This window comes from Kluyvera fluvialis, from assembly GCF_059725275.1.
The window spans coordinates 4,663,821-4,689,442 of sequence record NZ_AP046142.1 but is presented as its reverse complement, the minus strand read 5'-3'; the positions used below and the strand labels follow the sequence as shown (position 1 = coordinate 4,689,442).

Annotated in this window: 22 protein-coding genes, 1 tRNA gene and 1 rRNA gene; 20 read left to right on the top strand and 4 right to left on the bottom strand. The window is 53.8% G+C overall.

Translation table 11 applies throughout. The annotated features are described in order from the left end of the window. Window positions 1–11 precede the first annotated feature (11 nt). Genes AC6I4B_RS22125 through AC6I4B_RS22115 form a run of 3 tightly spaced genes read left to right on the top strand, consistent with a single transcriptional unit; the run spans window position 12 to window position 3,858 of the window. Window positions 12–1,757 (top strand): sulfatase, encoded by a 1,746-nt coding sequence (locus tag AC6I4B_RS22125; protein WP_497768215.1) that lies wholly within the window; start codon window positions 12–14, stop codon window positions 1,755–1,757. Window positions 1,758–1,800: 43 nt separating this feature from the next. Continuing rightward, window positions 1,801–2,526: a GntR family transcriptional regulator gene (locus AC6I4B_RS22120; RefSeq protein ID WP_497768214.1), complete on the top strand. Its 726-nt coding sequence runs from the start codon at window positions 1,801–1,803 to the stop codon at window positions 2,524–2,526. 36 nt (window positions 2,527–2,562) lie between these two features. Continuing rightward, complete coding sequence (locus AC6I4B_RS22115; RefSeq protein WP_497768212.1) at window positions 2,563–3,858, top strand: anaerobic sulfatase maturase; 1,296 nt, start codon at window positions 2,563–2,565, stop codon at window positions 3,856–3,858. Between the two features lie 38 nt (window positions 3,859–3,896). Here AC6I4B_RS22115 and AC6I4B_RS22110 read toward each other — a convergent pair whose 3' ends face one another. Then, window positions 3,897–4,709, bottom strand: coding sequence for a dienelactone hydrolase family protein (locus AC6I4B_RS22110; protein ID WP_497768211.1), 813 nt, complete (start codon window positions 4,707–4,709; stop codon window positions 3,897–3,899). 237 nt (window positions 4,710–4,946) lie between these two features. Between AC6I4B_RS22110 and udp the strand changes: the two genes are divergently transcribed. The 9 genes from udp to tatD all read left to right on the top strand — a co-directional run bounded on the left by udp (window position 4,947) and on the right by tatD (window position 12,812). Beyond that, a complete protein-coding gene (gene udp, locus AC6I4B_RS22105; RefSeq protein WP_497768210.1) occupies window positions 4,947–5,708 on the top strand; it encodes a uridine phosphorylase in 762 nt (253 codons plus the stop codon). 140 nt (window positions 5,709–5,848) lie between these two features. Further along, window positions 5,849–7,258 (top strand): DNA recombination protein RmuC, encoded by a 1,410-nt coding sequence (rmuC, locus tag AC6I4B_RS22100; RefSeq protein ID WP_497768208.1) that lies wholly within the window; start codon window positions 5,849–5,851, stop codon window positions 7,256–7,258. An 86-nt stretch (window positions 7,259–7,344) separates the two neighbouring features. Next, entirely contained in the window at window positions 7,345–8,100 is a 756-nt protein-coding gene (gene ubiE, locus AC6I4B_RS22095) for a bifunctional demethylmenaquinone methyltransferase/2-methoxy-6-polyprenyl-1,4-benzoquinol methylase UbiE (protein ID WP_497768207.1), read from the top strand. Between the two features lie 14 nt (window positions 8,101–8,114). After that, a complete protein-coding gene (gene ubiJ, locus AC6I4B_RS22090; protein ID WP_497768205.1) occupies window positions 8,115–8,720 on the top strand; it encodes a ubiquinone biosynthesis protein UbiJ in 606 nt (201 codons plus the stop codon). Beyond that, the gene (gene ubiB, locus AC6I4B_RS22085; RefSeq protein ID WP_497768203.1) at window positions 8,717–10,357 is read left to right on the top strand and encodes a ubiquinone biosynthesis regulatory protein kinase UbiB; all 1,641 of its coding nucleotides are present in this window, start codon (window positions 8,717–8,719) and stop codon (window positions 10,355–10,357) included. The genes ubiJ and ubiB overlap by 4 nt, the downstream gene beginning before the upstream one ends. Window positions 10,358–10,433: 76 nt before the next feature. Next, window positions 10,434–10,688: a Sec-independent protein translocase subunit TatA gene (tatA, locus tag AC6I4B_RS22080; protein WP_497768201.1), complete on the top strand. Its 255-nt coding sequence runs from the start codon at window positions 10,434–10,436 to the stop codon at window positions 10,686–10,688. 3 nt (window positions 10,689–10,691) lie between these two features. Continuing rightward, window positions 10,692–11,222, top strand: a complete 531-nt coding sequence (gene tatB, locus AC6I4B_RS22075) for a Sec-independent protein translocase protein TatB (protein ID WP_497768200.1) — start codon at window positions 10,692–10,694, stop codon at window positions 11,220–11,222. A gap of 2 nt (window positions 11,223–11,224) precedes the next feature. Next, window positions 11,225–11,989, top strand: coding sequence for a Sec-independent protein translocase subunit TatC (tatC, locus tag AC6I4B_RS22070; protein ID WP_497768199.1), 765 nt, complete (start codon window positions 11,225–11,227; stop codon window positions 11,987–11,989). A gap of 40 nt (window positions 11,990–12,029) precedes the next feature. After that, entirely contained in the window at window positions 12,030–12,812 is a 783-nt protein-coding gene (gene tatD / locus AC6I4B_RS22065) for a 3'-5' ssDNA/RNA exonuclease TatD (protein ID WP_497768197.1), read from the top strand. Between the two features lies 1 nt (window position 12,813). Here tatD and rfaH read toward each other — a convergent pair whose 3' ends face one another. Further along, complete coding sequence (rfaH, locus tag AC6I4B_RS22060; RefSeq protein ID WP_497768196.1) at window positions 12,814–13,302, bottom strand: transcription/translation regulatory transformer protein RfaH; 489 nt, start codon at window positions 13,300–13,302, stop codon at window positions 12,814–12,816. A 163-nt stretch (window positions 13,303–13,465) separates the two neighbouring features. Between rfaH and ubiD the strand changes: the two genes are divergently transcribed. Both ubiD and fre read left to right on the top strand, forming a co-directional pair. Then, a complete protein-coding gene (gene ubiD, locus AC6I4B_RS22055) occupies window positions 13,466–14,944 on the top strand; it encodes a 4-hydroxy-3-polyprenylbenzoate decarboxylase (protein ID WP_497768194.1) in 1,479 nt (492 codons plus the stop codon). Between the two features lie 94 nt (window positions 14,945–15,038). Further along, window positions 15,039–15,740, top strand: coding sequence for an NAD(P)H-flavin reductase (gene fre, locus AC6I4B_RS22050; protein ID WP_497768193.1), 702 nt, complete (start codon window positions 15,039–15,041; stop codon window positions 15,738–15,740). A gap of 148 nt (window positions 15,741–15,888) precedes the next feature. On the opposite strand, the gene fadA is transcribed toward fre, so the two are convergent. Further along, on the bottom strand, window positions 15,889–17,052 hold the full coding sequence (gene fadA / locus AC6I4B_RS22045) for an acetyl-CoA C-acyltransferase FadA (protein WP_497768191.1): 1,164 nt from the start codon (window positions 17,050–17,052) through the stop codon (window positions 15,889–15,891). 9 nt (window positions 17,053–17,061) lie between these two features. Then, complete coding sequence (gene fadB / locus AC6I4B_RS22040) at window positions 17,062–19,251, bottom strand: fatty acid oxidation complex subunit alpha FadB (RefSeq protein WP_497768190.1); 2,190 nt, start codon at window positions 19,249–19,251, stop codon at window positions 17,062–17,064. A gap of 191 nt (window positions 19,252–19,442) precedes the next feature. Here fadB and pepQ point away from each other — a divergent pair, with 191 nt between their 5' ends. From pepQ to AC6I4B_RS22010, 6 genes are all read left to right on the top strand, one after another. Then, window positions 19,443–20,774, top strand: coding sequence for a Xaa-Pro dipeptidase (gene pepQ / locus AC6I4B_RS22035; RefSeq protein WP_497772290.1), 1,332 nt, complete (start codon window positions 19,443–19,445; stop codon window positions 20,772–20,774). After that, window positions 20,774–21,388, top strand: a complete 615-nt coding sequence (locus AC6I4B_RS22030; protein WP_497768189.1) for an IMPACT family protein — start codon at window positions 20,774–20,776, stop codon at window positions 21,386–21,388. Before pepQ ends, AC6I4B_RS22030 begins: the two co-directional genes overlap by 1 nt. A gap of 42 nt (window positions 21,389–21,430) precedes the next feature. Next, on the top strand, window positions 21,431–22,882 hold the full coding sequence (trkH, locus tag AC6I4B_RS22025) for a Trk system potassium transporter TrkH (protein WP_497768187.1): 1,452 nt from the start codon (window positions 21,431–21,433) through the stop codon (window positions 22,880–22,882). A gap of 12 nt (window positions 22,883–22,894) precedes the next feature. Continuing rightward, complete coding sequence (gene hemG / locus AC6I4B_RS22020; RefSeq protein WP_497768186.1) at window positions 22,895–23,428, top strand: menaquinone-dependent protoporphyrinogen IX dehydrogenase; 534 nt, start codon at window positions 22,895–22,897, stop codon at window positions 23,426–23,428. Window positions 23,429–23,817: 389 nt separating this feature from the next. Continuing rightward, window positions 23,818–25,338, top strand: a 16S ribosomal RNA gene (locus AC6I4B_RS22015). Window positions 25,339–25,423: 85 nt separating this feature from the next. After that, a tRNA-Glu gene (locus AC6I4B_RS22010) sits at window positions 25,424–25,498 on the top strand. Window positions 25,499–25,622: the final 124 nt, after the last annotated feature.

The following is a 25,622-nucleotide window of genomic DNA, read 5'->3' as shown; positions in this document are numbered from 1 at the left end:
AGGTATAACTCATGAAAGCCATTATGTTGATGTTTGATTCGCTCAATAAACGTCTGTTGTCGGCTTATGGCAGCGATCGGGCGATCACACCGAATTTCCAGCGGTTAAAGGAACGTACCGTACGCTTCGACAATTTCTACGTCGGCAGTATGCCGTGTATGCCCGCGCGTCGGGAGTTGCATACCGGGCGCTATAACTTCCTCCATCGCGGCTGGTCGCCGCTGGAGCCGTTCGATGATTCCGTGCCGGAAATGCTCAAGAAAAAGGGCATTCATACCCATCTGGTCACTGACCATAAGCACTATTGGCGAGATGGCGGCGCAACCTACCACTCGCGATATAGCACGTATGAATTTATTCGCGGTCAGGAAGGCGACGCTTGGAAGGGCGTAGTGGATAAGCCGGAATATCGTTATGAATCCGGCGAGCCGGAGGAAATCAAACAGCGGCGCGTGACCAGCCGAGTGCAGCACCAGATTAACGTGCAGTTTATGCAAAATGAGGACGATCACCATCTGGCGCGCACTATTAATAAAGGGCTGGAGTTCATCGATACCAACCATGCCAGCGACAACTGGTTCTTGCAGTTGGAGTGTTTTGACCCGCACGAGCCGTTCTTCGTGCCGGAAAAATATCTGAAGATGTACGGTATCGACGATCCTTCGCAGTTCGACGGTTGGCCGCCGTACTATTTCGTCACCGAAAGTGACGAGCGCAAGAGCGTGATTCAGAAGTATTACATGGCGTTGCTGACCATGGTGGATGCTTATGTCGGTAAAGTCCTCGACTACATGGACCGCTACGACCTGTGGAAAGACACGATGCTTATCGTCAATACCGACCACGGTTTCTTGCTTGGAGAGCACGAGTGGTGGGGCAAAAATATTATGCCGCTGTATAACGAAGTGGCGAATACGCCTTGCTTCATTTGGCATCCGCAGTGTGGCGGGGCGGGTGAATCGCGGCAGGCGCTGGCGCAAACTATCGATATCCCGGCAACACTGCTGGACTGCTTCGGCCTGGATAAACCGGCGGATATGCAAGGGAAGTCGCTGTTGCCGGTATTGCGTGACGACACCCCCGTGCGCGACTACGCGCTGTTTGGCTATCACGGTTGCCATATCAACATTACCGATGGCCGCTATGTTTATATGCGCTCGCCGATTGAGCAAGGTATCGACGGCCTGTATGAATACACGCTGATGCCAACCCGCATTAACCGACGTTTTACGCCCGGAGAGTTGCAGGGCATGACGCTGCATCCGCCGTTTAGCTTCACCAAAGGCTGTCAGGTGATGAAAGTGCCTGCGGAGTCTGTCATGACGCGCGATGCCGATCGTTTTGGCCACCGCTTGTATGACTTGCACACCGACCCATCGCAGCAAACGCAGTGCGCCAGCCAGTCAACGGCGCGGCGGTTATGCGACCATCTTGTTGAAATGATGCAACAAAGTGATGCGCCAACAGAGCTGTACCCGCGCTACGGTCTGGATGATGCGCAAAGCCCGCTGCTGGGATTTGATCCGCATTTACTGCCGGAGCTGGCCGATTTTGCGCCGCAGATTCGCTACGGCCTGTTTGCGCTATTGCAGCATCTGGAAGGGAGCGGGCAGCACTCATTGGTCGAGAAACTTCAGGCGGAGTGTAAACCCAGTTGGACGCGAGAAAATTTGTGGGCTTTCGTACAGAACGACGTACCGGAGGAGCAGCATCAGAGCGTGTACTATAAGATGGCGTTAGAAATGCGACTGGATTAAGTAGTCTCCCCGGCGAAAGCCGGGGAAAAGGAGTACGGAGTTAATGAAAGAAGAATTAGATTATTCGCGCGGCGCTAAGCCTTTGTATGCTCAGCTATACGATATCCTGCTAGAAAAGCTGAAAACCGGCGAATACAAAAAGCATGATGTGCTGCCCACCGAGGCCGAGTTTGAGGAAATTTTTGGCGTTAGCCGCATCACCGCGCGCCGCGCGTTGGCAGAGCTTGCCGCCAAAGGGCTGGTAAAACGCCAGGCGGGCATCGGCACGATGGTTATCAGCACTTCTGAAAAGCAGGAAGTGAAGACCCGCGTACGCCTGATTGACGGTCATCAACAGCACCCAATCGAGCGTAATAACCTGAAGCTGGAACAGCAACTGCCGCCCGATACGGTCGCCGAGGCATTTGGCCTCGACAACAAAACTGCGCTGCATCTGCTGACGCGAACTATCTACCGGCAAAACGAACAGCCCGCGCAGGTTAACTACATCTGGCTGACGGCGCGCCTGCAAAACCTTTCGTTAGAGTCGCTGAGCGGTGGCCTCTACAGCATGCTGGAGGAGAACGATGAAAATATCGAAAGTTTCCAGGATGTGATCACGGCGGAGATGCCTACGCCAGAGGATTGCCAGATTTTACGTATTCAACCCACCGAGCCACTACTGGTGAAAACCCGTAAAGGCTATAACGAGAATGGTGAACTGGTGGAGTTTAGCGTCGCTAAGCATATCGCCAGTTGCTACCAGTATATTGTTGAGAACAGCCGATGATGACGGTGAGTCAGTGACAAAAAGGATCAACCCGAGATGGCGCTAGCAGGTTGCCACGTCATGGCAAAGCCCACCGGTTCGGTGTGCAATATTGATTGTTCGTACTGTTTTTATCTCGAAAAAGAAGCGTTGTACCCTGAGCGGAATAAAAACTGGCGGATGTCGGACGACACCCTGGAATGCTACATCCGCCAGCATATAGAGGCTCAGTCCGGCGATACGGTGACTTTCGCCTGGCAAGGTGGCGAACCGACCATGATGGGGCTGCCCTTTTTTCAGCGAGTGGTCGAATTAAGCGCGAAGTACGCCAACGGCAAAAAGATAGAACATGCGCTCCAGACCAACGGCATCCTGATTGATGATGAATGGGCGCGCTTTTTTGCTCAACATCATTTCCTGGTGGGCATCTCGATTGATGGCCCCGCGCATCTGCATAACCAATACCGCGTTAACCGCGCCGGTAAAGGCACTCACGAGAAAGTGATGGCTGCCATCGCCACGCTGAAGGCGCACGATGTGGCATTCAACACGCTAACCGTCGTGGGTAAGCACAACGTGGGACATGCGCGTGAAGTGTACGATTTCTTGCTCGCGGCAGGCTCGCGGTATATCCAATTTATCCCGCTGGTCGAGCGCATCAGCAACAATGAATCTTCTGTCCTGCAACTGGTGCTGCCGGGCGAGAGCGCGGCAAAACTGGCTCCGTGGACAGTGCCTTCGTGGCAGTTTGGCGAGTTTCTGTGCCAAATTTTCGACATTTGGGTACGCCGCGATGTCGATAGCGTTTATGTGCAAATGTTTGACGTCGCGCTGGCGGCCTGGGCTGGGCAGCCTCCGGTGCTGTGTGTCCATTCTGAAACCTGTGGACATGCCTTTGCGCTAGAGTCGAACGGTGATTTGTATAACTGCGATCACTATGTTTATCCCGAGCACAAACTGGGCAATATCCACCAAACAAGTATTCAAACGCTCAACAATAGCGAACAGGCCATCGCATTTGGGCTGGCGAAAAAAGAGCGGCTGACGACGGATTGCCAGCGCTGTGACTTCCGCTTTGCCTGCCACGGCGGCTGCCCCAAACACCGCTTTTCCGTTTCGCCAGGTGGCCTGCCGGGGCATAACTATTTATGCGCGGGCTATAAGCATTTTTTCCAGCATATTGCGCCGTATATGAATGTTTGCCAGCAATTACTGGAGAATGGCTATCCGGCCTCGGCGATTATGTCATGGCTGGCGCAAGAGGCGCGAAAAGCGCCGGTGGATATCTCTCGTAACGATCCTTGCCCGTGCGGTAGCGGCAAAAAATATAAGAAATGCTGCGGCGCAGCATGAGGGGAAAACGCCGCCATGATAAAAGCGGCGTTGCGAAGTTAGGCTTTTTTCCCAGCGTATTGCGCGAACCACGCCAGCATCCTCTGCCAGCCATCTTGCGCCGACTCCTGGTGATAGCTCGCGCGGTAATCGGCATTAAACGCATGACCAGCGTCCGGGTATACTACGATTTCCGCTGTCGCATTGGCGGCTCGCAGCGCCTGGCGCATGGTTTCTACTGACTCAAGCGGAATACCGGTATCTTGCCCACCGTATAAACCCAGCACTGGCGCGCTGAGATCGACTGCGACATCGACCGGATGCTTCGGGTTATTTAACGTTTTGTCACCCAGCAGACGTCCATACCAGGCCACCGCCGCTTTTAACTGCGGGTTGTGTGCGGCGTACAGCCATGCAATTCGCCCGCCCCAGCAAAAACCGGTTATCGACAAACGGCTGGCATCACCGCCGTTGCGCGCGGCCCAATTTGCCACGTGATCGAGATCGGCCAGCACCTGGGCATCGGGCACTTTTGTGACCAGCCCGCTGAAAAGTGAAGGAATATCGGCATAATCATTTGGATCGCCCTCGCGGAAATACAGCTCCGGCGCGACCGCCAGATACCCCTCCAGCGCTAAACGACGGCAAATATCACGAATGTGCTCATGGACGCCAAAAATCTCCTGCACTACGATGATTACCGGTAGAGGCGCATCGCGATGTTTTGGCTGTGCGTAAAAGGCTGGGAGCATCTCACCTTGAGAAGGAATCGACGTTTCTCCCGCCGCGATGGTCTCGTCGGGCGTATGAACGGCGGTCGTGGCATGAGGCGAAGCAGCAGGTGCAAATCCGGGTTGTTTGTTGATTGTCATGGCATTCTCCGTACCCTTTTAATGAACTCATAGCCGAATCACAGTGCCTGAATGCGGCGTATTTTTGTGCAGCAGGTAATAACAATAACTTGTTAATGTGATGTAACTCACTAATTGCGCGAAATTTAATGTAACATTTTTAATTCTTAGTGATGGTAATCACGAAAAAGAGTTGTGGTCTTCTATAAAGTACATTTTTGCTTCTTCTGACAAAACTGAACCACAGAGGAGTTCTTTATGTCCAAGTCTGATGTTTTTCATCTCGGCCTCACTAAAAACGATTTACAAGGGGCTACGCTGGCAATCGTCCCCGGTGACCCGGAGCGTGTGGAAAAGATCGCCGCGCTGATGGAAAAGCCGGTAAAACTGGCATCTCATCGTGAATTCACCTCCTGGCGTGCAGAGCTTGATGGCAAGCCAGTGATTGTTTGTTCTACCGGTATCGGCGGCCCATCGACGTCTATCGCGGTTGAAGAACTGGCTCAGCTCGGCATCCGCACCTTCCTGCGTGTTGGCACGACCGGCGCTATTCAGCCGAACATTAATGTGGGTGATGTGCTGGTCACGACGGCATCCGTCCGTCTTGATGGCGCGAGCCTGCACTTTGCACCAATGGAATACCCAGCGGTAGCAGACTTCGCGTGTACTACCGCACTGGTTGAAGCGGCGAAATCCGTTGGCGCGACCACTCACGTGGGCGTAACTGCGTCTTCAGACACCTTCTATCCAGGCCAGGAACGCTACGACACCTTCTCTGGTCGCGTGGTTAACCGCTTTAAAGGCTCCATGGAAGAGTGGCAGTCGATGGGCGTGATGAACTACGAAATGGAATCAGCAACGCTGCTGACCATGTGCTCCAGCCAGGGCCTGCGCGCCGGGATGGTTGCCGGTGTTATCGTGAACCGTACCCAGCAGGAAATTCCTAACGCTGAGACGATGAAGAAAACGGAAAGCCACGCGGTGAAAATCGTGGTGGAAGCAGCGCGCCGCCTGCTGTAATTCTGCTTTTCATCAAAAAAGGCCGACTTGTTCGGCCTTTTTCTTTTTGCGTAGATGCTCGCAGGAAACTGCTTTAAAACTGGACGTTTATACAGCACAATTCTATTTTGTGCTGATAGTAGGTTTAAGCAGGAGGCATTGTGGATATTGCCGTGGTGATTTATGCGTTGGTGGCGCTGGCAGGCGTGGCGATTGGCTGGCTGGCGGCGAGCTATCGCGTGGCGCAGCAGCGGGCCGAACAACTGGCGGAAGAGCGTGATATCTATGGCGAACTGAGCGCCGCAAAGCAGCAAATCGCCCAGAACGCGCACTGGCGTGAAGAGTGTGAGCTGCTTAATAACGAGCTGCGTAACCTGCGGGAGATTAACTCCTCGCTGGAAGTTGACTTGCGTGAAGTCACAACGCTTCTGGAGACGACACGGCAGCACGGCGATGAAAAATACCGTCTGATGCTCAATAGCGAGCAGCGCCTGAGCGAACAGTTCGAAAACCTCGCCAACCGTATTTTTGAGCAGAGCAACCGGCGCGTTGATGAGCAAAACCGGCAGAGCCTGCATGGCCTGCTGACGCCGCTGCGCGAGCAGCTAGACGGTTTTCGCCGCCAAGTTCAGGAGAGTTTTGGTCAGGAAGCGCGCGAACGCCACACGCTGGCGCATGAGATTCGTAATCTTCAGCAACTGAACGCGCAAATGGCGCAGGAAGCGGTCAACTTAACGCGGGCGTTGAAAGGCGATAACAAAACTCAGGGCAACTGGGGCGAGGTGGTACTCACCCGCGTGCTGGAAGCGTCTGGGCTGCGGGAAGGCCACGAGTACGAAACCCAGGTTAGTATTACTACCGACGGCAACTCCCGGATGCAGCCCGATGTCATCGTGCGCTTACCGCATCGCAAAGATGTGGTAGTGGACGCCAAAATGACGCTGGTGGCCTACGAGCGCTACTTTAACGCAGAAGACGACTACACCCGCGAAGCGGCATTGCAGGAGCATATTGCGGCGGTGCGCAACCATATTCGTCTACTGGGGCGGAAAGACTACCATCAGCTACCCGGGCTGCGTTCTCTGGACTATGTCCTGATGTTTATCCCCGTTGAACCCGCCTTTTTGCTGGCGCTGGACAGGCAGCCTGAGCTGATTAGCGAAGCGCTAAAAAATAACATTATGCTGGTTAGCCCTACCACGCTACTGGTTGCGCTGCGCACCATTGCAAACCTCTGGCGCTATGAGCATCAAAGCCGTAATGCGCAACATATCGCAGAGCGTGCCAGCCGCTTATATGACAAAATGCGCCTGTTCGTTGATGACATGTCGGCAATAGGCCAAAGCCTGGACAAAGCGCAGGATAACTACCGCCAGGCGATGAAAAAACTCACCTCCGGGCGCGGTAATTTGCTGGTGCAAGCCGAGGCATTCCGCCACTTAGGGGTGGAAGTTAAGCGCGAGATTAACCCAGATCTCGTCGAGCAAGCGACAGCGCAGGATGATGATTTTCGTCTGCGTGACGACAGCGATACCCACGATGATAATCCGCTAGCCGCCGAGCGCGGATAATCCGTAACGGGGTGGAATCGTAGGGCAATTGCGCCCAATCTGTTACACTCCATGAACATTTTCTTGATAAGCAAGCAGGCATTGAGATGGTTGAGGATTCACAAGAAACGACGCACTTTGGCTTTCAAACAATTGCCAAATCACAGAAAGCAGACATGGTGGCGCATGTATTCCATTCTGTAGCCGCAAAATACGATGTAATGAATGATCTCATGTCATTCGGGATCCATCGTCTATGGAAGCGTTTTACCATTGATTGCAGCGGCGTGCGCCGTGGACAGACCATTCTCGATCTGGCGGGTGGCACGGGCGACCTGACGGCGAAATTCTCGCGTATGGTCGGTGAAACCGGGCGCGTGGTGCTGGCTGACATTAACGACTCGATGCTGAAAATGGGCCGCGAAAAGCTGCGCAATATCGGGGTAGTCGGTAACGTGGAATATGTGCAGGCCAATGCCGAAGCGCTGCCGTTCCCGGATAACACTTTTGACTGCATCACCATCTCGTTCGGCCTGCGTAATGTGACCGACAAAGACAAAGCGCTGCGCTCTATGTATCGCGTGCTGAAACCAGGTGGACGCCTGCTGGTGCTCGAATTTTCCAAACCGGTTATCGACCCGCTGAGCAAAGCCTACGACGCATACTCATTCCACATTCTGCCGCGCATTGGCGAACTGGTAGCGAATGACGCCGAAAGCTACCGCTATTTGGCAGAGTCTATACGTATGCACCCGGATCAAGACACGCTGAAAGAGATGATGCAGAACGCCGGGCTGGAAAACGTTGAGTACTTCAACCTGACGGCAGGGATTGTCGCGCTGCACCGCGGCTATAAATTCTGATTAGAGGGGCCGCTATGCCTTTAAAACCCTTAGTGACTGGCAGCATTGAGACTGCCATTAATACGCTTTTGTGGCGTGAAAAGGCATTAAAGCCTGCGCGTCAGCGCCTTATCGGAAAAGTATTACGCGTTGAGCTGAAAGAGTTTTCCTCACCGCTGGTGCTGGTCTTTAGTGAGCGCCAGGTTGACGTGCTGGGCGCATGGGAAGGCGAGGCAGACTGCACCGTTATTACCCGCGCGAGCGTATTGCCACAACTGCGCAATCGCCAGCAGCTTACGGCGCTTATCCGCAATAACGATCTTGAAGTGCAAGGTGATCTCCAGGTCGTGCAAAACCTGGTGTCGCTTGCCGATCTCGCCGAGTTTGATCCCGCCGAGCTATTGGCTCCCTACACCGGCGATATCGCCGCAGAAGGCATCAGTAAAGTGTTGCGCGGCGGCGCGGCATTTATACAGCATGGACTGGCGCGCCAGCAGCGCTACGTGGCAGAAACCCTGACCGAAGAGTGGCGTTTAGCTCCCGGCGCGCTGGAAGTGGCGTGGTTTGCAGAAGAGACAACGGCAGTTGAGCGCGAGCTGGCGGCACTGACTAAACGGCTGGAAAACCTGGAGGGCAAATGACGCCAGGAGAATTACGGCGACTGTATTTTATCATCCGCACCTTTTTGAGTTACGGGCTTGATGAGCTTATTCCCAAAATGCGTATTACGCTGCCGCTGCGTTTTGGCCGTCGGCTGTTGTTCTGGATGCCGAACCGCCATAAGGATAAATTGCTGGGCGAACGTCTGCGTTTAGCGTTGCAAGAGCTTGGCCCTGTGTGGATCAAATTCGGCCAGATGCTCTCTACGCGTCGTGACCTCTTCCCGCCACAAATCGCCGATCAACTGATTATGTTGCAGGACAGAGTCGCTCCATTTGACGGCAAACTGGCGAAGCAGCAAATCGAAAAGTCGATGGGCGATATTCCGGTTGAAAGCTGGTTTGATGATTTTGATATTGAACCGCTGGCATCGGCGTCGATTGCGCAGGTGCACACGGCGCGCCTGAAAGAGAACGGCAAAGAGGTGGTGATCAAAGTTATCCGCCCCGATATTTTGCCTATTATCAAAGCCGACATGAAACTGATTTACCGTCTGGCGCGTTGGGTTCCTCGCCTGCTGCCGGATGGTCGTCGTCTGCGCCCGGTTGAAGTGGTGCGCGACTACGAGAAAACGCTGCTCGACGAGCTGAATCTGCTGCGCGAAGCGGCTAACGCCATTCAACTGCGTCGCAACTTTGAAGACAGCCCGATGCTGTATGTGCCGGAGATTTACTCCGACTATTGCCGCGTTGATATGCTGGTGATGGAGCGTATTTACGGTATTCCGGTGTCGGACATCGAGACGCTGAAAAAGCAAAATACCAATATGCAACTGCTGGCTGAACGTGGCGTGCAGGTGTTTTTCACCCAGGTATTCCGCGACAGCTTCTTCCATGCCGACATGCACCCTGGCAATATTTTTGTTAGCTATGAGCACCCGGAAGACCCACAGTATATCGGCATTGACTGCGGGATTGTCGGCTCGTTGAACAAGGACGATAAACGCTATCTGGCGGAAAACTTTATCGCCTTCTTTAACCGAGATTATCGCAAGGTTGCAGAGCTGCACGTCGATTCTGGCTGGGTTCCGCCGGATACCAACGTAGAAGAGTTTGAGTTTGCTATCCGCACCGTGTGTGAGCCGATTTTTGAAAAACCACTGGCTGAAATCTCCTTTGGTCACGTGCTGCTGAACCTGTTTAACACCGCGCGCCGCTTCAATATGGAAGTGCAGCCGCAGTTGGTGTTGTTACAAAAGACATTACTTTACGTAGAAGGGGTGGGACGCCAGCTCTATCCTCAGTTAGATTTATGGAAGACGGCGAAGCCTTTCCTGGAATCATGGTTGAAAGATCAGATGGGCCTGCCTGCGCTGTTCCGGGCGTTGAAAGACAAAGCGCCGTTCTGGATTGAGAAAATGCCGGAATTACCGGAACTGGTGTACGACAGCTTACGTCAGAGTAAGCAGGTGCAGAGCAGTCTTGAGAAGCTTTCGCAGGAGATGGTCACGCATCGCACTCGTCAGGGGCAGTCACGATATCTCTTTGGTATAGGTGCGGTTTTACTCCTGAGCGGTACGGTATTACTGATTAATCGCCCTGAGTGGGGGCTGACACCCGCATGGCTTATGGCCGGAGGGCTGGTGGTATGGTTCGCAGGGTGGCGGAAGACGCGGTGAATTATGCATCGCTAACATGGCGCTGCATAACGTATAATGCGCGCTGATTATTTCATCATCTATCAGAGGAACTTGTATGGGTGGTATTAGTATTTGGCAGTTGCTGATTATCGTCGTTATCGTGGTTCTGCTTTTCGGGACTAAAAAGCTGAGCTCGCTGGGATCGGATTTAGGCGCGTCCATCAAAGGCTTTAAAAAAGCCATGGGTGATGAAGACGAGTCAAAAGATAAAGCCAACCAGGATGCAGATTTCACTGCAAAATCAATTACTGATAAGCAGGAAAGTGCGAAGAAAGACGAAGCGAAACGCCACGACAACGAGCAGGTGTAATTCGTGTTTGATATTGGTTTCAGTGAACTACTGCTGGTATTCGTGATTGGCCTTATTGTATTAGGGCCAAAACGCCTACCGGTGGCGGTGAAAACGGTTGTGGGCTGGATTCGTGCGCTGCGCTCTCTGGCAACAACCGTGCAAAATGAGCTGACGCAGGAGCTTAAACTCCAGGAATTTCAGGACAGCCTGAAAAAAGTGGAGAAAGCGAGTCTGGATACCCTAACGCCGGAGTTGAAGGCTTCGATGGACGAACTGCGCGAAGCAGCCGAGTCAATGAAGCGTTCCTACTCAATGCATGACCCTGAAAAGGCGAGTGACGAGGCCAATACTATCCATAACCCTGCGGCTAAGGACAAAGAGGCTGTGCAACCGGCAACGGAAAAACCGCAGACGGCGTATACCGATGAGCCGGTGGCGCAATCCGCTGAATCTCCGGCGCAGGAAGCTGAGGTGGTTAAACCCGTAGAGAAAGCCAATGCGTCTGCGGCCACCGTGACTGATTCATCCCCCGCATCGAGTGATAAACCGTAACCATGAGCGTAGAAGATACCCAACCGCTGATCGCTCATTTGATTGAGCTGCGTAAGCGCCTGCTCAACTGCATTATTGCGGTCATCGTTATTTTTCTGGCATTGGTCTATTTCGCCAATGATATCTACCAACTGGTATCAGCGCCACTGATAAAACAGATGCCGTTGGGCGCGACGATGATCGCCACCGACGTTGCATCGCCGTTTTTCACGCCAATCAAGCTGACCTTTATGGTTTCGCTGATCCTGTCCGCGCCGGTCATTTTGTACCAGGTTTGGGCTTTTGTGGCACCCGCACTGTACAGGCATGAGCGCCGGCTGGTAGTACCATTGTTGGTGTCCAGCACCTTGCTGTTTTATATCGGCATGGCGTTCGCCTACTTTGTGGTGTTCCCACTGGCGTTTGGCTTCCTGACGCACACCGCGCCGGAAGGGGTGCTGGTGTCTACGGATATCAAGAGTTACCTCGACTTTGTCATGTCGCTGTTTATCGCTTTTGGTGTCTCGTTCGAAGTGCCGGTCGCTATCGTCCTGCTCTGCTGGGTGGGTGTGACCACGCCGGATGACCTACGTAAAAAGCGCCCGTATGTGCTGGTTGGCGCATTCGTGGTCGGTATGTTGTTGACGCCGCCGGATGTGTTCTCGCAAACGCTGTTGGCTATCCCGATGTATTGTTTGTTTGAAGTGGGGGTCTTCTTCTCTCGCTTCTACGCCGGGAAACGATCGACGCGTGATGAAGACGCGCAAGCCGAAGAAACAGAAGAATAACCAACCGCCCGTTAGGGCGGTTTTCATATGGGGGGGTAGGATGTTTGATATCGGAGTCAACCTGACCAGTTCGCAGTTTTCCCGCGATCGCGATGATGTTGTCGTCAGAGCACAGGCTGCGGGCGTACACGGCATGTTACTGACCGGAACTAACCGCCATGAAAGCGAAGAGGCGCAGCAGCTGGCCGCGCGCTTTGCTGGATGCTGGTCTACCGCTGGCGTTCACCCGCACGACAGCAGTAGCTGGTCGCCAACGGTGGCAGAGGCCATTTATGCGTTGGCGAATAAATCCGAGGTGGTGGCGATTGGTGAATGCGGCCTCGATTTTAACCGTAACTTCTCAACCCCAGACGAGCAGGAGACTGCGTTCAGCGCGCAGTTGGCGATGGCGGCAGAACTGGGAATGCCGGTATTTTTACACTGTCGGGATGCGCATGACCGTTTCCTGGCATTGCTGGAACCGTGGCTGGATCACCTGCCGGGTGCGGTGCTGCACTGTTTTACCGGTACACGCGATGAAGCGCAGGCGTGTCTTGATCGTGGGCTGTCTATCGGTATTACCGGTTGGGTTTGCGACGAGCGTCGCGGGTTGGAATTGCGTGAGCTGTTACCGATGATTCCAGCCGACCGCCTGTTGTTGGAAACGGACGCACCGTACCTGTTACCGCGCGATATGACGCCAAAACCGGCGTCGCGACGTAATGAACCGGCGTATGTCGCACATATTTTGGCGCGCGTCGCACAATGGCGTGGCGAAGAGGCCCAATGGCTGGAAACCGTGACCGACAACAACGTTAAGCGGATGTTTAGTATCGACTTTTAGATTAGGCTTTACGGAAGTCGGTGTTTTTGACACTCTGCTTAATCTGTTTATTCAGCAGGTTAAGCAGCAGCATAGAGCGTGCTTCGCCGTCTGGCTCTGCAAAGATGGCTTTCAGCCCTTCAAATGCGCCTTCGGTGATAACCACGCTGTCGCCAGGATATGGCGTTTCTGGGTCGGTCACATCTTGCGGCTTATAGATAGAAAGCTGATGGATAACCGATGAAGGAACCGTTGCCGGATGCATACCAAAACGGACAAAATGGCTAACACCACGGGTTGCATTGATAGTGGTGGTATGGATAACTTCGGGGTCAAATTCCACAAACAGATAGTTTGGGAACAATGGCTCACTGACTGAAGTACGCTTACCGCGCACCATTTTCTCCAGGGTGATCATCGGCGTCAGACAATTAACCGCCTGCCGTTCAAGATGTTCCCGAGCACGCTGAAGTTGCCCGCGTTTGCAGTACAGTAAATACCAAGCTTGCATAATGACCTATTTCCGCTGTTTAGCGCGAAAGCATAGCAAAAGTACGACCAAATCGCGATGTTGATTATTACTGCTTTAATTTACGCAAATTTAACAAAAAGACAGCATCGCGGAACCATTCGCCGTATAATGAGGCGCTTACCAGGAGGCCGATAATTACCCCATGAAATACCATGACTTACGTGACTTTCTGACATTACTCGAACAGCAGGGCGAACTAAAACGTATTAGCCTCCCGGTTGATCCCCATCTGGAAATTACCGAAATTGCCGCTCGCACCCTGCGTGCTGGCGGCCCGGCGCTGTTGTTTGAAAACCCCAAAGGCTATTCGATGCCGGTGCTGTGTAACCTGTTTGGCACGCCTAAGCGCGTGGCGCTTGGCATGGGGCAGGAAGATGTCAGTGCGTTGCGTGAAGTGGGTAAACTTTTAGCCTTTTTGAAAGAGCCTGAGCCGCCAAAAGGATTCCGCGATCTGTTCGATAAACTGCCGCAGTTTAAGCAGGTGTTGAACATGCCGACCAAACGCCTGCGCGGTGCGCCTTGCCAGCAAAAAATTATCTCGGGTGATGACGTCGATTTGTCTCGTATTCCGGTGATGACCTGTTGGCCAGAAGACGCCGCACCGCTAATCACTTGGGGGCTGACGGTCACTCGTGGCCCGCATAAAGAGCGGCAGAATCTGGGCATTTATCGCCAGCAGGTGATTGGCAAAAATAAACTGATTATGCGCTGGCTGTCGCACCGTGGCGGTGCGCTGGATTTCCAGGAGTGGTGCGCGGCACATCCGGGCGAACGTTTTCCGGTTGCGGTGGCGCTTGGGGCAGATCCTGCCACTATTCTTGGCGCGGTCACGCCAGTGCCGGATACGCTCTCCGAATACGCTTTCGCAGGCCTGTTGCGCGGCACGAAAACCGAAGTGGTGAAGTGCGTCTCCAACGATCTCGAAGTGCCCGCCAGCGCAGAGATTGTGCTCGAAGGTTACATTGAGCCGGGTGAAATGGCGGCGGAAGGCCCATACGGTGACCATACCGGTTACTACAATGAAGTGGACAACTTCCCGGTATTTACCGTCACGCATATTACTCAGCGCGAAGACGCAATTTATCACTCCACTTACACTGGTCGCCCACCGGATGAACCGGCAGTACTGGGGGTGGCGTTGAATGAAGTCTTTGTGCCAATCTTACAAAAACAATTCCCGGAAATTGTGGATTTCTATCTGCCGCCGGAAGGGTGCTCGTACCGCCTCGCGGTAGTCACCATCAAAAAACAGTATGCCGGACATGCAAAACGCGTAATGATGGGCGTATGGTCGTTTTTGCGGCAATTCATGTACACAAAATTCGTGATTGTCTGCGATGATGACGTGAACGCTCGTGACTGGAACGATGTGATATGGGCGATTACCACTCGTATGGATCCCGCGCGGGATACGGTACTGGTGGAGAACACGCCGATTGATTATCTGGACTTCGCCTCGCCGGTTTCTGGCCTGGGGTCGAAAATGGGGCTGGATGCCACCAACAAATGGCCTGGGGAAACCCAGCGCGAATGGGGCCGTCCTATCAAGAAAGATCCCGCTGTTACGGCGCGTATCGATGAAATCTGGGACGAGCTGGCCATTTTTTCCGACGATAAATAATAAAGACATCCCCTGAATAATCGGTCAGCAGAGACGCGGTCTACGCTTCTGCAACGCGGATTCGGAGGGGGATAAGACCCGACAGAGGGAGCGCATGACAACCTTAAGCTGTAAAGTGACCTCGGTGGACGCCATTACCGATACGGTATATCGCGTTCGTTTAGTGCCCGAAGCGGCCTTCTCATTTCGTGCCGGGCAGTATCTGATGGTGGTGATGGACGAGCGCGACAAGCGTCCGTTCTCGATGGCCTCTACGCCAGATGAACAGGCGTTTATCGAGCTGCATATTGGTGCGTCTGAGCTGAATCTGTACGCTATGGCCGTGATGGACAGAATCCTGAAAGAGCGCGAAGTGGTGGTGGATATTCCCCACGGTGAAGCCTGGCTACGTGAAGAAGACGATCGCCCACTGGTGCTGATTGCCGGTGGTACGGGCTTCTCCTACGTGCGTTCTATTCTGCTGACTGCGCTGGCGCGCAACCCGAATCGCGATGTGGCGATTTACTGGGGTGGCCGTGAAGAGAAACACCTTTACGACCTTTCCGAGCTGGAAGCGCTGTCGGTGAATCACCCGAATCTGCGCGTAGTGCCCGTGGTTGAGCAGCCGGAAGACGATTGGCGTGGGCGCTCTGGTACGGTGTTAACGGCGGTATTGCAGGATTACGGCACGCTGGCGAATCACGATATTTATATCGCCGGTCGTTTTGAGATGGCGAAAATCGCTCGCGACCTGTTCTGTAATGAACGTCAGGCGCGTGAAGACCGCCTGTTCGGCGATGCGTTTGCGTTTATCTGATAGATAGTGTGTAAAAAACCCGCCCCTGACAGGCGGGAAGAACGGCAACTAAACTTTGTTGTTATGCCGGATGGCGACACTAACGCGTCTTATCCGGCCTAGAGATATACCAGCCCCGACGCTGCGTTTGCATTGTCGGGGCGTATTTTTATACGCGCTCGATAACCGTCGCGATCCCCTGACCTAAACCGATACACATTGTCGCCAGGCCAAACTGGGCGTCTTTGCGTTCCATCAGGTTCAACAGAGTGGTACTGATACGCGTACCGGAACACCCTAACGGGTGGCCCAGCGCGATCGCCCCGCCGTTGAGGTTGATCTTCTCGTCAATCTGCTCCATCAGCCCCAGATCTTTAATACATGGCAGGATCTGCGCGGCAAACGCTTCGTTCATTTCAAACAAATCGATATCGCTGGTCGTCAGCCCGGCTTTTTTCAGCGCCAGTTTTGAAGCCGGAACCGGGCCGTATCCCATGATGGAAGGGTCACAGCCAACAACCGCCATTGAACGAATACGAGCGCGAGGCGTTAACCCCAGCGCGCGGGCGCGGCTTTCACTCATGATTAACATGGCGGAAGCACCATCGGACAGCGCCGACGAGGTTCCGGCAGTCACTGTCCCCGTTACAGGGTCGAAAGCGGGTCGCAGCGTCGAGAGCGCTTCTACGGTTGTTTCCGGGCGGATAACTTCATCGTAATTAAACTGTTTCAGCACGCCGTCTGCATCGTGGCCGCCGGTTGGAATTATTTCATTTTTGAAGGCGCCCGATTGCGTCGCCGCCCAGGCACGAGCGTGGGAGCGTGCGGCAAAAGCGTCCTGCATTTCGCGGCTGATACCGTGCATACGGGAGAGCATTTCCGCCGTCAGCCCCATCATGCCTGCGGCTTTGGCGACATTGCGGCTCATTCCTGGATGGAAATCCACACCGTGGCTCATCGGCACGTGGCCCATGTGCTCTACGCCGCCGACCAGGCACACCTGCGCGTCGCCGGTCATTATCATGCGCGCGGCATCGTGCAGCGCCTGCATGGAAGAACCACACAGACGGTTGACGGTTACCGCCGGAACGGAATGAGGGATTTCCGCCAGCAGCGCGGCGTTGCGGGCGATGTTAAAGCCCTGCTCCAGCGTTTGCTGCACACAGCCCCAGTAAATGTCGTCGATAGACGCCGCATCCAGCGCCGGATTGCGCGCCAGCAGGCTGCGCATCAGGTGCGCGGAGAGATCTTCTGCACGCACATTACGGAATGCGCCCCCTTTGGAGCGGCCCATTGGGGTACGAATTGCATCAACAATCACTACCTGTTCCATCGTGACTCCTTAAGCCGTTTTCAGCTCACCAGCCGGGCGGGCTGGCTCAACCGGGGGATAATACGCTTCGTTATGACGCGCTTTGTCGCGCAGACCCGCCGGAACGTGATACAGCGGGCCGAGGTGCTCATACTGCTGCGCCATATCGAGATACTTCGCGCTGCCGAGCGTATCCAGCCAGCGGAATGCGCCGCCGTGGAACGGAGGGAAACCGAGGCCATAAACCAGCGCCATATCGGCTTCAGCAGGGCTTGCGATAATGCCTTCTTCAAGGCAACGCACCACTTCGTTGACCATTGGGATCATCATGCGGGCAATAATCTCGTCATCGCTGAAGTCGTGCTTGGGCTGGCTGACATCAGCCAGCAGGCCATCCACCGCCGGATCTTCTTCTTTCTTCGGTTTGCCTTTGCTGTCTTCTTTATAGCGCCAGAAACCGAGGCCGTTTTTCTGCCCGTAACGGCTGGCGTCAAACAGCGCGTCGATGGCATCACGGTAATCTTTCTGCATCCGCTGTGGGAAACCTGCCGCCATAACGGCCTGGGCGTGATGCGCGGTATCAATCCCTACAACGTCGAGCAGGTAAGCCGGGCCCATCGGCCAGCCGAACTGTTTCTCCATCACTTTATCGACTTTGCGGAAGTCTGCGCCGTCGCGCAGCAACTGGCTGAAACCGGCAAAGTAAGGGAACAGCACGCGGTTAACGAAGAAACCTGGGCAGTCGTTAACGACGATGGGGGTTTTACCCATTTTGCTCGCCCAGGCGACCACTTTGGCGATAGTGCTTTCCGAGGTTTTCTTGCCGCGAATAATCTCAACCAGTGGCATACGGTGTACGGGGTTGAAGAAGTGCATCCCGCAGAAGTTTTCCGGGCGCTCAAGGGCATCCGCCAGCTCGCCAATTGGAATGGTTGACGTGTTAGAGGCCAGTACGGTATCCGGGCGTACTTTCTGCTCGGTTTCCGCCAGCACCGCTTTTTTCACTTTCGGGTTTTCCACTACCGCTTCAACCACCACATCAACGCGTTCGAAACCGACGTAATCTAGCGTTGGCTGAATGGTGGAAATGACGCCTGCCATCTTCAGGCCGTCAATCTTGCCGCGCTCTAACTGTTTGTTGAGCAGCTTGCTGGCTTCTGTCATGCCGAGAGTTAGCGATTTTTCGCTGATATCCTTCATGATAACCGGCACGCCCTTCCAGGCTGACTGGTAAGCAATCCCGCCACCCATGATGCCCGCGCCCAGCACGGCGGCATATTTTGGTGGTTCAGTGTTTTTGGTCAGTTTCTTCGCCTGACCTTTGACGTATTGGTCGTTGAGGAAAATACCAACCAGCGCACGGGCCTCATTAGAATGAGCCAGTGGGACAAAACTTTTATTTTCCAGATTTAGCGCTTCTTCACGGCCAAAACGCGCCGCCGCTTCAATGGTTTTTACGGCAGTGATAGGGGCGGGATAGTGTTTACCTGCCGTCTGCATTACCATGCCTTTCGCGATGGTGAAGCTCATGGTGGCTTCAATCTTGCTGAGCTTGAGCGGCTCAAGTTTTGGCTGACGCTTGGCTTTCCAGTCGAGGTCGCCGTTAATCGCCTGACGCAGTACCGCCAGCGCGCCTGCAACCAGTTTCTCTGGTTTGACTACGCCATCGACCAGGCCGATTTTCAGCGCGTATTCCGCGCCAACATCTTTACCGGCGGCGATGATTTCCAGTGCGCTGTCAGCACCCAGCAGGCGTGGCATACGGACAGAGCCACCAAAGCCCGGCATGATGCCCAGCTTGGTTTCCGGCAGGCCGATGCGTAAATCCGGCGTGGCTAAGCGATAGTCGGTCGCCAGTACGCATTCGCAGCCGCCGCCCAGTGCGTAACCGTTGATAGCGGAAAGGGTCGGGACGGGTAAATCTTCCAGTCGGTTAAATACGCTGTTGGCAAAATGCAGCCACTGGCTGAACTGCTCTTCAGGCACCAGGAACAGCGAAAGGAATTCGGTGATATCCGCGCCGACAATAAAAGCTGCCTTTTCAGATCGCAGTAGCAGGCCTTTCAGATCTTTTTGTTTTTCGAGGACGTCGAGAGCCTGGCCGAGGCTGGCTACGGTTGCGGTATCGAGCTTGTTAACTGAGCCTGGAGCATCGAACACCAGTTCGGCAATGCCATCTTCCAGCCAGTTGAGGTACAGGGTGTCGCCTTTGTAGAGCATGTCAGTCTCCTGAATCCAGCAAAGTGATCTGGTCTTACCAGATAAGATGGAGTGTGTATTTTGTGTTAAATAAATGCAAATGAGACTTTAAATATTTGCTGGTCGGATCACGCCCGGTGGAAATCACGCAGGGTGTAAGAGGTGTGCTAATATGCGGGGACTTGAGAGCAAAAAAATCAGAAGGGTAAATGATGGAATCTCTGGCCGCACTATATAAAAATCATATTGTTACCTTACAAGAGCGGGCGCGTAACGCACTTGAGCGTTTTAAGCTTGATGCGCTGCTTATCCACTCCGGCGAGTTGATTAATGTTTTTCTGGATGACCACCCGTACCCATTCAAGGTCAACCCACAATTTAAAGCCTGGGTTCCGGTAACCCAAGTACCGAACTGCTGGCTGCTGGTGGATGGCGTCAACAAACCGAAGCTGTGGTTCTACCTGCCGGTAGATTACTGGCACAACGTTGAGCCGCTGCCGACGTCGTTCTGGACAGAAGAAATTGACGTTATTGCGTTGCCAAAAGCCGATGGCATTGGCAGCCAACTGCCTGCGGAGCGCGGCAATATCGGTTATATCGGCCCAGTACCGGAACGTGCGCTGGGCTTAGACATCGCGGCAAACAACATCAACCCGAAAGGGGTGATTGACTACCTGCACTACTATCGCGCCTATAAAACGGATTATGAACTGGCGTGTATGCGTGAGGCGCAGAAAATGGCCGTTAATGGCCACCATGCGGCGGAAGAGGCGTTCCGTTCTGGGATGAGCGAGTTTGATATCAATCTTGCCTACCTGACAGCGACCGGCCACCGCGACACCGATGTACCGTACAGCAACATTGTGGCGCTGAATGAACATGCCGCTGTGCTGCACTATACCAAGCTGGATCATCGCGCTCCGTCGGAAATGCGCAGCTTCTTGCTGGATGCTGGGGCTGAATATAATGGCTATGCGGCTGACCTGACGCGTACCTGGTCGGCACACAGCGATAACGACTATGCGCACCTGGTTAAAGATGTGAATGCCGAGCAACTGGCGCTGATTTCCACCATGAAGGCGGGCGTCAGCTATGTGGAATATCACATCCAGTTCCATCAGCGGATTGCTAAACTGCTGCGTAAGCATCAGATAGTGACCGACATGAGCGAAGAGGCGATGGTGGAAAACAACCTGACCGGGCCATTTATGCCGCACGGTATTGGTCACCCGCTGGGCCTGCAAGTTCATGATGTCGCTGGCTTTATGCAGGATGATACCGGTACGCATCTGGCCGCACCGTCTAAATACCCGTACCTGCGCTGCACTCGTGTGCTGGAGCCTGGAATGGTGTTGACCATCGAACCGGGCATCTACTTTATCGAGTCTCTGCTCGCGCCGTGGCGTGATGGCCAATACAGCAAGCACTTCAACTGGAAGAAAATTGAAGCGCTCAAGCCGTTTGGCGGTATTCGTATTGAAGATAACGTGGTGATTCACGAGAACAATATCGAAAATATGACGCGTGATCTGAAACTGGCGTAATGGACAGCTGGCGAATACCGGCCGAGCCGGTCACCTTCGTTGAAGAGATTAAGAAAAGCCGTTTTATCACCCTGTTGGCGCACACCAACGGGGTGGATGCGGCGAAAGCGTTTGTCGAGTCGGTTAGGGCCGAACATCCCGATGCCCGCCACCACTGCGTGGCGTGGGTCGCGGGCAGGCCGAACGATTCACAGCAGCTTGGTTTCTCGGATGATGGTGAACCTGCGGGAACGGCCGGAAAACCGATGCTAGCTCAGCTTATGGGCAGCGGCATTGGCGAAATCACCGCCGTAGTGGTGCGCTACTACGGCGGTATCTTATTGGGGACCGGCGGGCTGGTGAAGGCGTACGGTGGCGGCGTGCAGCAAGCGCTCAACCTGCTCGTGACACAAACCAAGACGCCGTTAACCGAATATACTCTGTTATGTGAATACGGGCAGTTAGCGGGTATTGAAACGCTAGTCGGGCAATATGCAGGGCAGATAGTTGCCAGTGATTATCAGGCATCGGTGCAGCTTCGCGTGGCGCTTCCTCAGGCAAAAGTGGCTGATTTTTCCGCAAGACTGGCGGATTTTAGCCGTGGTTCATTGCAATTGTTAGCGATTGACGAATAATCCCCCTCCTGACTTTTTTGAATATCAAAGGACGCGCCGGAAATGCATTTTCGTGCCATTACTCGAATCGTTGGCCTGTTGGTCATCTTATTTTCGGGGACAATGATCCTCCCGGGCTTGGTGGCTCTGATTTACCGCGATGGGGCCGGGCGTGCATTTACCCAGACCTTTTTTGTGGCACTGGCGATAGGCTCCCTGCTGTGGTGGCCTAACCGTCGGGAGAAGGGCGAGCTTAAATCGCGCGAAGGCTTTCTGATTGTCGTCCTGTTCTGGACGGTACTGGGCAGCGTGGGTGCGCTACCATTTATCTTCTCCGAGCAGCCGAACTTAACGGTCACCGATGCTTTCTTTGAGTCATTTTCTGGCTTAACGACCACCGGGGCGACGACGCTTGTGGGATTAGACTCGCTACCTCATGCGATTCTCTTTTACCGCCAGATGCTTCAGTGGTTTGGCGGGATGGGGATAATCGTGTTGGCGGTCGCTATTCTGCCTATCCTCGGCGTCGGTGGGATGCAGCTCTATCGGGCGGAAATGCCCGGGCCGCTCAAAGACAACAAAATGCGCCCGCGTATTGCGGAAACGGCGAAAACCCTGTGGCTTATCTATGTGCTACTGACGGTCGCCTGCGCGCTGGCGCTCTGGTTTGCGGGGATGCCTGCGTTTGACGCCATTGGGCACAGCTTCGCGACTATCGCTATCGGTGGCTTCTCAACGCATGATGCCAGCGTTGGTTTTTTTGATAGCCCAACCATTAACACCATTATTGCTATCTTCCTGCTTATCTCTGGGTGTAACTACGGCCTGCACTTCTCGCTGCTGAGTGGACGTAGCCTGAAGGTCTACTGGCGTGACCCTGAGTTTCGCATGTTTATCGGTGTGCAATTGACGCTGGTGGTGGTGTGTACGTTGGTGCTGTGGTTCCACGACATCTATAGCTCGGCGCTGACGACGCTCAACCAGGCGTTTTTCCAGGTGGTGTCGATGGCGACTACCGCAGGTTTCACCACCGACAGCATCGCCCGCTGGCCGCTGTTCCTGCCTGTGCTGTTGCTGTGCTCGGCGTTTATCGGGGGTTGCGCCGGTTCAACGGGCGGTGGTCTGAAAGTCATCCGTATTCTGCTGCTGTTTAAGCAAGGCAACCGTGAGTTGAAGCGCCTTGTCCATCCGAATGCAGTCTACAGTATCAAGTTGGGTAGCCGTGCGCTGCCGGAACGTATTCTTGAGGCGGTGTGGGGCTTCTTCTCCGCTTACGCGCTGGTCTTCATTATTAGCATGTTGGCAATCATTGCGACTGGCGTTGATGATTTCTCTGCGTTCGCCTCCGTGGTGGCGACACTCAACAACCTTGGCCCTGGTCTGGGTGTTGTGGCGGATAACTTTGCCAGCATGAACCCCGTGGCGAAGTGGATCTTGATTGCGAATATGCTGTTTGGTCGTTTGGAAGTCTTTACGCTGCTGGTGTTGTTTACCCCAACATTCTGGCGTGAGTAATAGGAGTTGGCGTTGAAAACATTAATTCTCTTCTCTACCCGTGATGGGCAAACGCGTGAGATAGCGGCCTATCTCTGCTCGCAGCTCAGTGAGCAGGGCGTCGATACTGCGATGGTGAACTTGAATCGTACGGATGATATCGAATGGCCGTTGTACGACCGGGTGGTGATTGGGGCTTCGATTCGTTATGGACATTTCCATCCGGCACTTGACCGGTTTGTGAAAAAACACACGGCAGCGTTACAGGCGATTCCGAGCGCGTTCTTTGCGGTAAACCTGGTGGCACGTAAACCAGAGAAGCGCTCGCCACAGACAAACAGCTACACCCGTAAGTTTTTGCTGCGTTCTCCCTGGCAGCCGGATGCCTGTGCGGTATTCGCGGGCGCGTTGCGGTATCCGCATTACCGTTGGTTCGACCGCATGATGATTCGTCTAATAATGAAGATGACCGGCGGCGAAACGGATACCAGTAAAGAAGTGGTGTATACCGACTGGCAGCAAGTAGCCGCATTTGCCCAGGAAATTGCGCGTATTTCACGCAAATAGTGCATGTATTCGGCGTATTGCCTGGAAAGTGAGCGAACGAAAAGTTTTTTATAATTTGTGCTTGCGAGATCTCAATTACTCCCTATAATGCGCTCCCACTGACACGGAACAACGGCAAACAAGCCGCCGGGTCAGAAGGCCTCCTTCGGGAACGCCGCCAGAGAAAAGCGAAAATAAACGCTTGACTCTGAAGGAGGAAAGCGTAATATACGCCACCTCGCAACGGTGAGCTAACGCCGCGTTGCACTGCTCTTTAACAATTTATCAGACAATCTGTGCTGGGCACTTAATGATACGGATTCTTAAACGTCGCAAGACGAAAAATGAATACCAAGTATCTGAGTGAACACGTAATTCATTACGAAGTTTAATTCACGAGCATCAAACTTAAATTGAAGAGTTTGATCATGGCTCAGATTGAACGCTGGCGGCAGGCCTAACACATGCAAGTCAAACGGTAGCACAGAGAGCTTGCTCTCGGGTGACGAGTGGCGGACGGGTGAGTAATGTCTGGAACTGCCCGATGGAGGGGATAACTACTGGAAACGGTAAGCTAATACCGCATAACGTCGCAAGACCAAGTGGGGGACCTTCGGGCCTCACACCATCGGATGTGCCCAGATGGGATTAGCCAGTAGGTGGGTAATGGCTGACCTGAGGCGATGATCCCTAGCTGGTCTGAGAGGATGACCAGCCACACTGGAACTGAGACACGGTCCAGACTCCTACGGGAGGCAGCAGTGGAAGATTGCACAACGGGCGCAAGCCTGATGCAGCCATGCCGCGTGTATGAAGAAGGCCTTCGGGTTGTAAAGTACTTTCAGCGAGGAGGAAGGCGTTAAGGTTAATAACCTTAGCGATTGACGTTACTCGCAGAAGAAGCACCGGCTAACTCCGTCCAGCAGCCGCGGTAATACGGAGGGTGCAAGCGTTATCGGAATTACTGGGCGTAAAGCGCACGCAGGCGGTTTGTTAAGTCAGATGTGAAATCCCGGCTTAACCTGGGAACTGCATTTGAAACTGGCAAGCTTGAGTCTCGTAGAGGGGTAAATTCAGGTGTAGCGGTGAAATGCGTAGAGATTTGGAGGAATACCGGTGGCGAAGGCGGCCCCCTGGACGAAGACTGACGCTCAGGTGCGAAAGCGTGGGGAGCAACAGGATTAGATACCCTGGAGTCCACGCTGTAAACGATGTCGACTTGGAGGTTGTGCCCTTGAGGCGTGGCTTCCGGAGCTAACGCGTTAAGTCGACCGCCTGGGAGTACGGCCGCAAGGTTAAAACTCAAATGAATTGACGGGAGCCCGCACAAGCGGTGGAGCATGTGGTTTAATTCGATGCAACGCGAAGACCTTCCTGCTCTTGACATCCAGAGAACTTAGCAGAGATGCTTTGGTGCCTTCGGGAACTCTGAGACAGGTGCTGCATGGCTGTCGTCAGCTCGTGTTGTGAAATGTTGGGTTAAGTCCCGCAATGAGCGCAACCCTTATCCTTTGTTGCCAGCGGTTCGGCCGGGAACTCAAAGGAGACTGCCAGTGATAAACTGGAGGAAGGTGGGGATGACGTCAAGTCATCATGGCCCTTACGAGTAGGGCTACACACGTGCTACAATGGCATATACAAAGAGAAGCGACCTCGCTAGAGCAAGCGGACCTCATAAAGTATGTCGTAGTCCGGATTGGAGTCTGCAACTCGACTCCATGAAGTCGGAATCGCTAGTAATCGTAGATCAGAATGCTACGGTGAAAGACGTTCCCGGGCCTTGTACACACCGCCCGTCACACCATGGGAGTGGGTTGCAAAAGAAGTAGGTAGCTTAACCTTCGGAGGGCGCTTACCACTTTGTGATTCATGACTGGGGTGAAGTGGTAACAGGTAACCGTAGGGGAACCTGCGGTTGGATCACCTCTTTACCTTAAAGAAACGTTTGTTGAAGTGTCCACACAGATTGTTCGATGAAAAGTAAATAGCAAGGCGTCTTGCGATTGAGACTTCAGTGTCCCTTCGTCTAGAGGCCCAGGACACCGCCCTTTCACGGCGGTAACAGGGGTTCGAATCCCCTAGGGGACGCCACTTGCTGGTATGTGTGAGTGAAAGTCGCTGACCGTCATATTAAAACAGACTCACGAGTCTTGTTTGAGATATTTGCTCTTTAAAAATCTGGATCAAGCTGAAAATTGAAACGACACACTGTGTC